This window comes from Kineococcus rhizosphaerae (genome assembly GCF_003002055.1).
In the GTDB taxonomy this organism is placed as follows: domain Bacteria; phylum Actinomycetota; class Actinomycetes; order Actinomycetales; family Kineococcaceae; genus Kineococcus; species Kineococcus rhizosphaerae.
Genome location: NZ_PVZF01000008.1, coordinates 160,191 through 173,055 on the forward strand (window position 1 = coordinate 160,191; position 12,865 = coordinate 173,055).

At 74.4% G+C, this 12,865-nt stretch carries 12 protein-coding genes; 4 read left to right on the plus strand and 8 right to left on the minus strand.

Annotation, left to right across the window (positions count from 1 at the left end):
• Positions 1–31: 31 nt before the first annotated feature.
• From CLV37_RS16405 to CLV37_RS16415, 3 genes are read right to left on the minus strand one after another with little or no spacing between them, the layout of a single operon-like run.
• Entirely contained in the window at positions 32–274 is a 243-nt protein-coding gene (locus CLV37_RS16405; protein WP_170127308.1) for a helix-turn-helix domain-containing protein, read from the minus strand.
• Positions 271–912, minus strand: a complete 642-nt coding sequence (locus CLV37_RS16410; RefSeq protein ID WP_170127309.1) for a DUF2975 domain-containing protein — start codon at positions 910–912, stop codon at positions 271–273. The genes CLV37_RS16405 and CLV37_RS16410 overlap by 4 nt, the downstream gene beginning before the upstream one ends.
• 46 nt (positions 913–958) lie before the next feature.
• Entirely contained in the window at positions 959–2,614 is a 1,656-nt protein-coding gene (locus CLV37_RS16415; RefSeq protein ID WP_245885444.1) for a phospho-sugar mutase, read from the minus strand.
• A 23-nt stretch (positions 2,615–2,637) separates the two neighbouring features.
• On the opposite strand from CLV37_RS16415, the gene CLV37_RS16420 reads away from it, so the two are divergent.
• From CLV37_RS16420 to CLV37_RS16430, 3 genes are all read left to right on the plus strand, one after another.
• On the plus strand, positions 2,638–3,645 hold the full coding sequence (locus CLV37_RS16420; protein ID WP_106212325.1) for a CobW family GTP-binding protein: 1,008 nt from the start codon (positions 2,638–2,640) through the stop codon (positions 3,643–3,645).
• A 147-nt stretch (positions 3,646–3,792) separates the two neighbouring features.
• The gene (locus CLV37_RS16425) at positions 3,793–4,782 is read left to right on the plus strand and encodes an ATP-binding cassette domain-containing protein (protein WP_106212327.1); all 990 of its coding nucleotides are present in this window, start codon (positions 3,793–3,795) and stop codon (positions 4,780–4,782) included.
• On the plus strand, positions 4,779–5,579 hold the full coding sequence (locus tag CLV37_RS16430; RefSeq protein ID WP_106212329.1) for an ABC transporter permease: 801 nt from the start codon (positions 4,779–4,781) through the stop codon (positions 5,577–5,579). Before CLV37_RS16425 ends, CLV37_RS16430 begins: the two co-directional genes overlap by 4 nt.
• Here CLV37_RS16430 and CLV37_RS16435 read toward each other — a convergent pair whose 3' ends face one another.
• Positions 5,580–6,407 (minus strand): purine-nucleoside phosphorylase, encoded by an 828-nt coding sequence (locus tag CLV37_RS16435; protein WP_106212331.1) that lies wholly within the window; start codon positions 6,405–6,407, stop codon positions 5,580–5,582. It abuts the gene before it with no gap.
• A 135-nt stretch (positions 6,408–6,542) separates the two neighbouring features.
• Entirely contained in the window at positions 6,543–7,004 is a 462-nt protein-coding gene (locus tag CLV37_RS16445; RefSeq protein WP_245885445.1) for a gamma-glutamylcyclotransferase family protein, read from the minus strand.
• A gap of 29 nt (positions 7,005–7,033) precedes the next feature.
• Between CLV37_RS16445 and CLV37_RS16450 the strand changes: the two genes are divergently transcribed.
• Positions 7,034–8,473, plus strand: coding sequence for an NAD(P)H-quinone dehydrogenase (locus CLV37_RS16450; RefSeq protein ID WP_106212337.1), 1,440 nt, complete (start codon positions 7,034–7,036; stop codon positions 8,471–8,473).
• Between the two features lie 65 nt (positions 8,474–8,538).
• On the opposite strand, the gene CLV37_RS16455 is transcribed toward CLV37_RS16450, so the two are convergent.
• The 3 genes from CLV37_RS16455 to CLV37_RS16465 form a co-directional block, all read right to left on the minus strand.
• Positions 8,539–10,386 carry an ATP-binding protein gene (locus CLV37_RS16455; RefSeq protein WP_106212596.1) on the minus strand — a complete coding sequence of 616 codons (1,848 nt, stop codon included), beginning with the start codon at positions 10,384–10,386 and terminating at the stop codon, positions 8,539–8,541.
• A 112-nt stretch (positions 10,387–10,498) separates the two neighbouring features.
• On the minus strand, positions 10,499–11,125 hold the full coding sequence (locus CLV37_RS16460) for a Maf family protein (protein ID WP_245885446.1): 627 nt from the start codon (positions 11,123–11,125) through the stop codon (positions 10,499–10,501).
• Between the two features lie 113 nt (positions 11,126–11,238).
• A complete protein-coding gene (locus tag CLV37_RS16465) occupies positions 11,239–12,861 on the minus strand; it encodes a DUF885 domain-containing protein (RefSeq protein ID WP_106212341.1) in 1,623 nt (540 codons plus the stop codon).
• Positions 12,862–12,865 lie beyond the last annotated feature (4 nt).

The following is a 12,865-nucleotide window of genomic DNA, read 5'->3' on the forward strand; positions in this document are numbered from 1 at the left end:
GATCGACGTTCCACTTGCAAGGGCTGTTCCCTCAGCGGCCCCGCACCGAGAGCACATCGCCGGGCTGGCAGTGCAGGACGTCGCAGATCGCCGTCAGCGTCGAGAAGCGCACCGCCCGCGCCCGGTCGTTCTTCAGGACCGACAGGTTCACCACCGTGACCCCCGCGCGGGCGGCCAGTTCCGCCAGGGTCATGCCCCGCTCGGCCAGCAGGCGGTCGAGGTGGCACTCGACGCGGTGCGGGTTCTCGTCCTCGTCGCCGGACCGGGGGGTCACACGAGCCCTTCGCTGTCCAGCTGCAGGCGCCGGCCCTCGGCCAGGGCCCCGGCCAGCAGCAGGAGCAGCAGCACCACGAGCAGCGACGGGTGCACCGGGGAACCCCACACCGGGGCCAGACCCCCGATGCCCAGCCGGGCGATGACCAGGTGGGTCGCCAGCGGCTTCAGCAGGGGGGCCACGTGCGTCGCCACCAGGACGCACGCGGCGAGGCTGCGCAGCCGCTGGGCGTTCCCGGGGGCGAACGGGTCCCCCTCGGCGAAGCGGCGGAGCAGGGCGGCCGACCAGATCGCGCCCAGGCCGACGCACAGCCACACCAGCCACAGCGAACCTCCCGCGAGCGCCCCCTCGAGCCGGGTGGGGTCGACCGTGATCGTCGCGATGCCGTCGAGGTTGGCCGACCCGTCGACGTACGCGACGCCCTCCGGGACGATCGGGCTGATCAGCGTGCCCGGACCCCCGGCGCCCTGGACCGGCAGGCTCTCCGGTCCGGAGTTGACGGCCTGGAGCGCCGCGACGACCAGGCACAGGATGCCGATCCGGCGCGCGAAGAACGCGCACAACGCGATGACGTGCGGCCGGGTGTGGACGCCGAACCGCCGCGCGATGCGCGGAGCCATCGACAGTCGATATGCCATGACCGCACCATGGCACATCGACAGTCGATGTGTCAGCCGAACGGCGTCACGCCATCCCGGTGGCCGCCCGCACGTCCGCCCGCACCCGGTCCAGGCGCTCGCGGGCCGCGCGCCGCACCGCCGCGAGGTCGTCGCCCACCTCGGCGACGACCTCGCAGTAGCACTTCAGCTTCGGCTCGGTCCCGCTCGGGCGGACCACGACCCGCGTGCCGTCCGCGGTCCGGAACCGCAGCCCGTCCGTCGGCGGCAACCCGTCCAGCCCGTCGGCGAGGTCCTCCACCGACGTCACCGCCGAACCCCCGAGAGAGGCCGGGGGCTGCGACCGCAGCCGCGCCATCGCGGCCGGGATGAGCGAGAGGTCCTCGACGCGGATCGTCACGGGCGCGGTCAGGTGCACCCCGTCGGTGCGGTCGAGGTCGTCCAGCACGTCGCGCACCGTCCGGCCCGCGGCGAGCTCGCGGCGCACGATACCCGCGACGAGCAGCGACGCCGAGATCCCGTCCTTGTCCCGCACGACCTCGGGGGCCACGCAGTACCCGATGGCCTCCTCGTACCCGAACGTCAGCTCCGGGACCCGGGCGATCCACTTGAACCCCGTCAGGGCCGCGGCGAACCGGGCCCCCGTGCGGGCCGCGACCGCCCGCAGCGCCTGGGAACTGACGACCGAGCACGCCAGGACCGCGCCGGGGCGGGCCAGCTCGGACCCCAGGACGCGCCCCAGGTCGTCGCCGGACAGCTGCGTGAAACCGCCCGGCCCGGGGACGGCGACGCAGCAGCGGTCGGCGTCGGGGTCGACGGCCAGCACGACGTCCGCACCGAGGTCGGCCGCCAGCGCGACAGCGCGGTCCAGCGCGCCGGGTTCCTCGGGGTTCGGGAACGGGACCGTGGGGAAGTCCGGGTCCGGATCGGCCTGCTCGGGCACGGAGTGGACGTCGGTGAAACCGTTGCGGCGCAGCGCCTCCAATAGGACCGGGTTGCCGACGCCGTGCATCGCGGTCACGACGATCCGCGGGTCCCGTCCCGGGGCGGGGGCCACGGCGGCGCTGATCGCGGACAGGTAGTCCTCGACGACGTCGGGACCCAGGACGGTCCACCCGTCGCTCGCCCGGGGCAGCTCGGCCAGGGGTCCCACCGCGGCGATCGCGGCGGCGATCTCGGCGTCCACGGGCGGCACGATCTGCACCCCGCGGCCCTCGGCCGGTGCGGCGCGCCCGCCCAGGTAGACCTTGTACCCGTTGTCGCGCGCCGGGTTGTGGCTCGCGGTGACCATGACCCCCGCGTCGGCGTCGAGGTGGCGGACCGCGAAGGCCAGCACGGGGGTGGGCAGCGGGCCGGGCAGCAGCAGGACCTCGCACCCGGCCGCGGTCAGCACCGCGGCGGAGTCGTCGGCGAACTCGTGCGAGCCGTGCCGGGCGTCGAGGCCGATCACGACGCGGGGACGGTCCCAGCGCGCCGTCAGCCACGCCCCCAGCCCCGCCGCCGCGCGCTGCACGACGGCGCGGTTCATGCGGTGCTCACCCGCGCCGACGACCCCGCGCAACCCGGCGGTGCCGAACTCCAGCGGCCCGGAGAAACGGTCGGCGAGGTCGGCCAGCGCCTGCGCGGACCCGTCGTCGAGCAGGGCCTGCAGCTCGGCCCGGTCGTGCGGGGAGGGGTCGTCCGCGATCCACGCGCGGACCCGGTCCGGCAGCTCTGCATCCACGGGCGTCACCCTACGATGGGGGCGTGAGCCTGCCGGTCGTCGTCCTCGCGGGGTTCCTCGGCGCGGGCAAGACGACGGTGCTCAACCAGTTGCTGCGCTCGGCCACCGACGTGCGGCTCGGGGTGGTCGTCAACGACTTCGGGGCCGTGGGCGTCGACGCCCTCCTCGTCGCCGGCTGGGCCGACAGCACCGTCTCCCTGGAGAACGGCTGCCTGTGCTGCTCCACCGACGACGGCACGATCGACGAACTCCTCACCCGGCTCACCACGGCCCGCGGGCCCGCGCTGGACGCCGTCGTCATCGAGGCCAGCGGTGTCGCCGAACCCTCCGCCATGGTCCGGCAGGTCCTGGCCAGCACCGTCCCCGGCGTCCGCTACGGCGGGCTGGTCGTCGTCGTGGACGCCGTCGAGTTCGAGACGACCCGGCTGCGGCACACCGAGCTCGACGACCACGTCGCGATGGCCGACGTGGTGATCCTCACCAAGACCGACCTCGTGCCCGAGCCGGACGTGGCGCGGGTCGCCGCGCGGTGCCGCGAGCTCAACGCGTGGGCGCCCGTCGTGCCCGCCGCGAAGGGACGGGTCGACCCCCGGCTGCTGTTCGACGCCCGGCCCGCGCGCCAGCGCCAGCTCGCGCTGGGGGAGGTGGTCACCGACCCCGCGGACCACGCCGAGCACGTCCACACCCTCTACGACGCGGTGGAGTTCCGCAGCGAGCACCCGCTGGACCCCCGCGCCTTCGTGCGGTTCCTCGACGCCCGCCCGTCCGGGGTGTTCCGCGTGAAGGGTTTCGTGCGGTTCGCCGTCGAGGGTTTCGGGCAGCGGTACCTGCTGCAGACCGTGGGGGCGGCGGTGCGCTTCGAGCGCAGCGCCTGGCCCCGGGGGTCGGCGCGGGCGACCGAACTCGTCCTCATCGGCGCCGGGCTGGACGAGGCGGAGCTGCTGCGGGGGCTGCGGGCGTGCGTCCACGAGGGGGAACCGCTGGACGACGACCTGGCCATGATGGGCGTCCTGCGCAGCACCGAGGACTGACCCGGTCCGCCGCCACCGCCGTCCGGTGTCCTGGGGCAAGGAGTTCGGGCCGATGAGTTCCCGGCGCCCCCGGGGTCGGAGGGGGGACGGGTCGGGCAGGGCGAAAGGACGGGCGTGGTGTCGGTGGTCTCTCCTAGGGTCGGGGACATGGCGACCTCGGTGGCGGTGCAGTCCCCAGCGGTTCAGGCGCAGGGGTTGGTGAAGCGGTACGGCGACGTCACCGCGGTGGCGGGGGTCGACCTCGTCGTCCCGGAGGGCACGGTGCTCGCCCTCCTGGGACCGAACGGCGCGGGCAAGACGACGACGGTCCGGATGCTGACGACGCTGCTGGTCCCCGACGAGGGGACGGCCACGGTCGCCGGGGTCGACGTGGTGAAGGACCCGCAGGAGGTGCGCCGGCGCATCGGGCTGTCGGGGCAGTACGCCGCGGTCGACGAGAACCTGACCGGGTTCGAGAACCTGGACATGGTGGGGCGGCTGTACCACCTGGGGCGCCGGCGCTCGCGCGAGCGCGCGAACGAACTCCTGGAGCAGTTCCGGCTGACCGACGCGGCCAACCGCGTCGCCAAGACCTACTCCGGCGGCATGCGCCGCCGCCTCGACCTCGCCGGGGCGCTGGTGGCCAACCCGCCGGTGCTCTTCCTCGACGAGCCGACGACGGGCCTGGACCCGCGCTCTCGCAACGACATGTGGGAGCTGCTGACGACGATGGTCGCCGCGGGCACGACGCTGCTGCTGACGACGCAGTACCTGGAGGAGGCCGAGCGGCTCGCCGACGACATCGTCGTCATCGACCACGGCCGGGTCATCGCCCGCGGCACGGCGGACGAGCTGAAGACGCAGGTCGGCGGTCAGCGCGTCGAGCTCGTCGTCGCCGTCGACCCAGAGATCGCCACCGTGGTCGAGGCCCTGGAACCGCTGGCCGTGGGGGAGGTCCAGGTCGACCGGCGCGCCCGGCGCGTCACGGTCCCGGTCAGCGGCGGGACCCCGACCCTCGTGGACGCCCTGCGCCGGCTGGAGTCGGTCGGGGTCGTGCCGCTGGACGCCGGGCTGCGCCGTCCCACGATGGACGACGTCTTCCTCACCCTCACCGGCAAGCCCGCGGAAGAACTGGCGCAGGAGGAGCAGAACGCATGAGTTCCCTCGGGATGGTCCTGGCCGACGGCTCGGTCGTCGCCAAGCGCAACCTCATCAAGATCAAGCGGATCCCGGACCTGCTGGTCGGGACGCTCATCTCGCCCATCATGTTCATCCTGCTGTTCGGCTACGTCTTCGGCGGCGCCATCGAGGTCCCCGGCATCAACTACCGGGAGTTCCTCGTGCCGGGGATCTTCGCCCAGACCGTCATCTTCGGGGCGACCATCACCGGCGCCGGGCTCGCCGACGACATGCAGAAGGGCATCATCGAGCGGTTCCGCTCGCTGCCCATGGCGCAGTCGGCGGTGCTCGTGGGGCGCACGGCGTCCGACGTGGTGACCAACGTCATCGTCGTGGTCATCATGTCGCTGACCGGTCTGATCATCGGCTGGCGCATCCGGACCTCGGTGCTGGACGCGGTGATCGGGTACGCGCTGCTGCTGCTGTTCGCCTACGCGATCTCGTGGTGCATGGCCCTGCTGGGACTGCTGATCCGCACCCCGGAGGCGTTCAACAACCTCACGTTCATCACGATCTTCCCCGTCACGTTCCTCAGCAACGGGTTCGTCCCCATCGAGAGCTACCCGGCGGTCCTGCGCACGATCGCGGAGTGGAACCCGATGTCGACGCTCGTGCAGGCCGCGCGGGAGAGCTTCGGCAACGTCGGCCCCGGGCCGGCGCCGTCGTCGTGGCCGCTGCAGCACGCCCAGCTCTACACCCTCGGCTGGATCGTCGTGATCCTGCTGGTGTTCGTGCCGCTGGCGACCCGCCAGTACAAGCGGGCTGCCGCGCGCTGATCAGAGCAGCTTCACGACGCCCGCGAGGAGGGCCGCGCAGCGCGGGGCCGCGTCCCGGCCCGCCTGCAGGACCTCCTCGTGGGACAGCGGCTGGTCGGAGACCCCGGCCGCCAGGTTCGTCACGAGGGAGAACCCGAGGACCTTCATCCCCACGTGCCGGGCCGCGATCGCCTCCAGGGCCGTCGACATCCCCACCAGGGAGGCGCCCATCACCCCGGCCATCCGGACCTCGGCGGGCGTCTCGTACTGCGGGCCGTGGAACTGCGCGTACACCCCCTCGCGCAGCGACGGGTCGACCGTGCGGGCCAGGTCGCGCAGATCGGCGGCGTACAGGTCGGTCAGGTCGACGAACGTCGGCCCCTCCAGCGGGGTGGCGCCCGTGAGGTTGAGGTGGTCGGAGATCAGGACGGGGGAGCCGGCCGGGACCGTGCGGTCCAGCCCGCCGCAGCCGTTGGTCAGCACGATCGTGCGGCAGCCCGCGGCGGCGGCGACCCGCACGCCGTGCGCGACGGCCCGGGGGCCGTGGCCCTCGTAGTAGTGGCTGCGGGGCAGGACGAGGGCGCGCAGGGGCTGCGCGCCGTCCCGCGCGACGAGGATCGAGCGGATCGTCCCGGCGTGCCCTACGACGGAGGGCGGCACGAAACCGGGCAGGTCCGTGGCGGGCAGGGTCGCGACGACCTCACCGAGCTCGTCGGCGGCCGCGGCCCAGCCGGACCCCAGGATCAGCGCGACGTCGTGCCGGGGGACGCCGGTCCGCTCGGCCAGGTCGGCGGCGGCCTCCTCGGCGACGGTGAAGGGGTCCTCGGGCGCGGTCGCGGTCTCGGTCACGGGGGGCAGCCTAGTGAGCGCCGTCCCGCCGCCGGCGCACCTCGCGCCCGCCGCCGTCCCCGCGCAGCGCACACGTCGGACCCCCGCCGGGCTCGGGGACGGGTCCGACGTGTGCGCTGCGGTGGCGGAGGGCGCTCAGGCGTCGTTCGAGCGGCAGGGCCGGGCGCGCAGGCCCAGGACGTAGTCGTGCGGGGCGCCCCCGGCCTCGGCCGCGTCGGCGAGCCCCCCGAGGTAGCGGGCGGTCGGCAGCCCGCCCTCGTAGTCGTCGAGGACGTACGTCCACGCCACGACGTCCCCGTCGAGGGTCTTCACCCGCACCCTGATCTTGCGGAACAGGCCGATGTCCATGCCCTCGGCGGCGTCCATGCGCACCTCGTCGGCCTCGGTCAGGTCGTACAGCGCCACGTAGACCTGCTCGCCCGGCGCCTCCACGACGGTGGCGATCGGGCCCTCCCAACTGCGGTCCTCCCCGCCGAAGGTCAGCCGCCAGTCCTGCAACCACCCCGTCGAGCGCAACGGGGAGTGCGGGGCTTTGCGGGACATGACCTCGGGGTCGAGGTTGGTCGCGTACGCGGCGTAGGCGGGCGAGGCAGGCACGGAGATGAAGGGTAGGGGAGCATGGGGGTGTGAGTCCCACCAGTGCGCACCCCACCAGCAACGCGACCCGCGTGGCCGTCCTCGGCGGCGGCCCCGGCGGGTACGAAGCAGCGCTCGTCGCGGCCCAGCTCGGCGCCGACGTCACCGTCGTCGAACGCGACGGCCTCGGCGGGTCCACCGTCCTGACCGACGTCGTCCCGTCCAAGACCCTCATCGCCACCGCCGAGCTCATGGCCACCGTCGACGGCGCCTCCGAGCTCGGGGTCCGCTTCCCCGGCGGCGGCACCCCCACCACCGAGCCCGAGGGCGCCGTCACCGTCGACCTCGCGCGCGTCAACGGCCGCGTCAAGACGCTCGCCGCCGCGCAGTCCGCCGACGTCCGCGCCCGGCTGGAGAAGGAGGGCGTGCGGATCCTGTCCGGCTCCGGCGCGCTGGAGGGCCCGCACACCCTCGTCGTGCGCGACGGCGAGGACGCCGGTGCCCGCGTCGAGGCCGACGTCACGCTCCTGTCGGTCGGGGCCAGCCCGCGGGTCCTGCCCGACGCGCAGCCCGACGGCGAGCGCATCCTCACCTGGAAGCAGGTCTACGACCTCACCGAGCTGCCCGAGCACCTGATCGTCGTCGGCTCCGGCGTCACCGGCGCCGAGTTCGCCAACGCCTACGACGCGCTCGGCGCGCACGTCACCCTCGTCTCCTCCCGCGACCGGGTCCTGCCCGGCGAGGACGCCGACGCCGCCGAGGTCCTCGAGGGCGTGTTCCGCCGCCGCGGCATGGACGTCCTGTCCCGCTCGCGCGCGCAGAAGGTCGAACGGCACGGCGACACCGTCGTCGTGACCCTTGCCGACGGCCGGACCGTCGAGGGGTCGCACTGCATCGTCGCGGTCGGGGCGATCCCCAACACCGCGGGCCTCGGGCTGGAGGAGGCGGGCGTCTGGACGACGGAGTCGGGGCACGTCGAGACCGACAAGGTCTCGCGGACCTCCGCGCGCGGCGTCTACGCGGCCGGGGACTGCACGGGCGTGTTCCCGCTCGCCTCCGTCGCAGCCATGCAGGGCCGCATCGCCATGTGGCACGCCCTCGGCGACTCCGTCGCCCCGCTGAGGTTGCGGTCGGTGGCCTCCACGGTGTTCACGTCCCCGGAGATCGCGACGGTCGGCTGGACGCAGGCCCAGATCGACTCCGGTGAGGCGCAGGGCGAGATCGTCAAGCTGCCGCTGGCGACGAACGCGCGCGCCAAGATGCTCGGCATCCACGACGGGTTCGTGAAGCTGTTCTGCCGCACCGGGTCCGGCACCGTCATCGGCGGGGTCGTCGTGGCGCCGCGGGCCAGCGAGCTCATCTTCCCCGTGACCCTGGCGGTGGAGAAGCGCCTCAACGTCGACGACGTCGCGCACGCCTTCACCATCTACCCGTCGCTGTCGGGCTCGATCGCCGAGGCCGCGCGGCAGCTGCACGTGCTCGGCGACTAGGGACGCCACCCGCGCGAACGGCCCCGCGGTGCGGCACCGCGGGGCCGTTCGTCAGCGGGGCAGCCTCAGGCGTCGACGATCTCGCAGAGCACCGCGCCCGTCGTCGTCGTGTCGCCGGCCTTGGCCGACAGGCCCGCGATCGTGCCCGAACGGTGCGCCAGCAGCGGCTGCTCCATCTTCATCGCCTCCAGGACCGCGACGAGGTCACCCTCGGCCACCGTGTCCCCGTCCGCGACGTCGATCTTGACGATCGTGCCCTGCATGGGCGTCACGAGGGCGTTCGGGTTCGCGACCGAACCACCCCCGGCCTTGCTCTTCTTCCCGCCGCGGTGCGTCGCGGACCGGTACGCCCGCGCGACCGCCGCGCCCGTCGCCACGCCCGCGCGGGAGATCTCCTGCCCGGCCCGCGAGAGCTGCGCGTTCAGCTGCTCGACCGGGATCGAGACCTCCAGCCGCTTGCCCGCGACCTCGACGACGATCGTCTCCCGGTGCGGCGCCCCCTCGCCGGCCGCCTCCAGGGCACCCGACCCCGGCATCTTCGACGCGTCGAACTCCGGGGACTCGATCCAGCGCGTGTGGACCGTGAAACCCTCCGCGCTCGACGCCGCGAACGCCGGGTCCGTCACCACCGTGCGGTGGAACGGGATGACCGTGGGAACCCCCTCGACGACGAACTCGCCCAGCGCGCGCGCCGCCCGCGCCAGCGCCTGCTCGCGCGTCGCCCCCGTCACGATCAGCTTGGCCAGCAGCGAGTCGAAGTCCTGGGAGATCTCCACGCCGCCGCTCACGGCCGCCGCGCGCGGGTCGATCCCCGTGTCGACCCGGACCCCCGGGCCCGACGGCAGGGAGAACCGGGTCAGCTTGCCCGGGCGGGGCAGGAAGTTCGCGCTCGGGTCCTCGCCGTTGATGCGGAACTCGATCGCGTGGCCGCGGGTGGCGACCTCGGAATACCCCAGGTGCTCACCGCGGGCGATGCGGAACTGCTCCACGACGAGGTCGATCCCGCTGATCTCCTCCGTCACCGGGTGCTCCACCTGCAGGCGGGTGTTCACCTCCAGGAAGGCCAGCGTCCCGTCGGCCGCGACGAGGAACTCCACCGTGCCCGCCCCGACGTACCCGGCCTCCTTGACGATGGCCAGCGACGCGCGGCGCAGCTCGGCGTCCTGCTCGGGCGTCAGGAACGGCGCGGGCGCCTCCTCGACGAGCTTCTGGTGCCGGCGCTGCAGCGAGCAGTCGCGCGTGGAGACGACCACCGCCCCGCCGTGCGCGTCGGCCAGCACCTGCGTCTCGACGTGCCGGGGACGGTCCAGGTAGCGCTCGACGAAGCACTCGCCGCGGCCGAACGCGGCCTCGGCCTCGCGGACCGCGGAGGCGAACAGCTCCGGGACGTCCTCGCGCTCGCGGGCCACCTTCAGCCCGCGGCCCCCGCCCCCGAAGGCCGCCTTGATGGCGATGGGCAGACCGTGCTCGTCGGCGAAGGCGAGCACCTCCTCCGGGCCCGACACCGGGTCCGGCGTCCCCGCCACCAGCGGGGCCCCCGCCCGCGCCGCCAGGTGACGCGCGGACACCTTGTCGCCCAGCGCCTCGATCGCCGCCGGCGGCGGACCGATCCACGTCAGCCCCGCGTCGATCACGGCCTGCGCGAACGCGGCGTTCTCCGACAGGAACCCGTAGCCCGGGTGCACGGCGTCGGCCCCGGCGCGGTGGGCGACCGCGATGATCTTCGCCGCGTCCAGGTAGGACTCCTTGGCGGTCCTGCCGCCCAGGGCGTACGCCTCGTCGGCGCTGCGCACGTGCAGCGCGTCGCGGTCCCCCTCGGAGTACACCGCCACGGACTTCAGCCCCGCGTCGCGGGCGGCGCGCACGACGCGGACGGCGATCTCCCCGCGGTTGGCCACGAGGACCTTCGTCACCGGACCGGTGATCCCCGAGGACACGGCGGCGGGCTCGGGGGAGGTCATGCGGCGTCTCCGGGGGAGTCGAAGGTGGGGGGAGCGGGACGAGGGCTGAGGATACCCGCGCCCGCTACCCCCGCGACGCCCACAGGTCGGTCCACACGACCCCCGCCTCGCGCACGAGGTCGCGCAGCAGCGGCAGCGAGACCCCCACCACCGCGTGGTGGTCGCCCTCGACCCCCGTCACGAAGGCCCCGCCGAGGCCGTCGATCGTGAACGCCCCCGCCACCGCCAGCGGCTCCCCGGTCGCCACGTACGCCTCGATCTCGGCGTCGGAGACGTCCGCGAAGTGGACCGTCACGCTCGCCACGCCCCCGATGGTCGCGCCCGAGCCCTCGTCCCGGTCGTCGATCAGCCAGTGCCCCGTGTGCAGGACCCCGCTGCGGCCCCGCATCGCCCGCCACCGCTCGGTGGCCTCCTGCGCGCTCGCGGGCTTGCCGAACACCTGCCCGTCGAAGGCCAGGACGGAGTCGCAGCCCAGGATCAGCGCGTCCTCGGGACGCTCGTCGTTCGCGGCGACGTCCTCGGCCTTGGCCTTGGCCAGGACCAGGCACACGTCCTCGGCGTCGGTGACGCCGTAGCGCTCCACGACGGCGGGTTCGTCGACCGCCGAGACCAGGACCGCCGGGTCCAGGCCGGCGGCGCGCAGGGTCGCGAGGCGGGCGGGGGAGGCGGAGGCGAGGAGCAGCGACGTCACGGCGCACATCGTTCCACGCGCCGCGGGGCCGGTCGGGGTCCGGACCGTTGACGCGACGGTGCGAAAGGTTCGTGCCGTCGCGTCAACGGTCCACCAGGGGCTGTCACGCAGGGTCAGGGCAGGAGAGTCGAGCGCAGCACGTCCAGCCCGACCGACCCCACGTCCAGGGCCCGCCGGTGGAACGCCTTGAGGTCGAACGCGGCTCCCTCGTGCGCCCGCACGTCCTCGCGCAGCGCCGCCCACAACCGTTCGCCGACCTTGTAGCTCGGCGCCTGCCCCGCCCAGCCCAGGTAGCGGTCCAGCTCGAAGCGCAGGACGTCGGGGTGGTTGCCGGACACCGAGCGCAGGTAGTCCCACGCCTTCGCGTACGTCCAGGCCCCGCCGTCGGGGGCCGGCAGCCCGCAGTGGATCCCGATGTCCAGCACGACGCGGCCCGCGCGCAGCAGCTGCGCGTCGAGCATCCCGAGCACCTCGCCCGGGCCGTGCAGGAAGCCGAGGTCCTGCATGAGCCGTTCGGCGTACAGCGCCCAGCCCTCGCCGTGCCCGGAGACCCAGCACCCCTGCCGGCGCCAGCGGTTCAGCACCTCGCTGCGCACGGCCGTCTGACCGATCTGCAGGTGGTGGCCGGGGACCCCCTCGTGGTGGACGGTCGTCGCCTCCCGCCACGTCGAGAACGCCGTCTGCCCCGCCGGCACCGCCCACCACATCCGGCCCGGGCGGGTGAAGTCCTCGCTGGGGCCGGTGTAGTAGATGACGCCGCTGGTGGTCGGCGCGATCCGGCACTCCAGCCGCCGGATCTGCTCGGGGATGTCGAAGTGCTCGCCCTGCAGCGCGTCGACGGTGGCGTCGGACCGGTCCTGCATCCACGCCCGGAAGTTCTCCGCCCCCTGCACGACCACCCCCGGGTCCGCGTCGAGCGCCGCGGCCGCGGCCGCGGCGTCGCCCGAGCCGGTGATCTGCCGGGCCACGTCCGCCATCTCCGCCCGCAGCCGCGCGACCTCCTCCAGACCCCACGCGTACGTCTCGTCGAGGTCGATCCGCGCCCCCACGTGGAACTGCGACCACAGCGCGTACCGGTCGCGGCCCACGGCGTCGGCCGCGGGCGCCTGCGGCAGCAGTTCGGTCCGCAGGAACCGCGCCAGGTCCGCGTACGCCTGCGCCGCCGCGGCGCCGGCCGCCTCCACGCCCCGGCCCGCCCCGAAGGTCGCGAAGAAGCCCGTCGCGTTCTCGGCCGCCTCCGTCGCGCACGCCTCGACCTGCCGCACCGCCGCGACCCGGCCGGCCGCCGCGGCCGCGCGCAACGACTCCACGTACCCCGCGAGCGCCGCCGGGACGGCGGCCAGGCGCTCGCCGACGACCTGCCAGTCGGCGTCGGTCGCGGTGGGCAGCAGGTCGAAGACCATGCGCAGGTCCTGGACGGGGGAGGCGATGACGTTGAGGTCGCCGAGCAGCTCGCCCGCGTCGTGCAGGGCGACCTCGAGGCCGAGGCGGTCCCGCATCGCGGCGACGGTGACGCGGTCGACGTCGTCGACCGCGGGGGTCCGCTCCAGCTCGCGCAGGGTCGCGCGGTTCGCGTCGGCCACGGCCGCCAGGCCCGCGGGGGAGCGGTCCCCGAGCCCGGGGGCCGGGTCGGGGGCGCCCAGGCTCAGGGCGAGCGTCGGCTGCAGCCGCAGCACCGTCTCGAAGTGGTCTTCGGCGATGGTGTCGACGGCCGTCGGGCGGCGCTGCTGGTCCACGGCA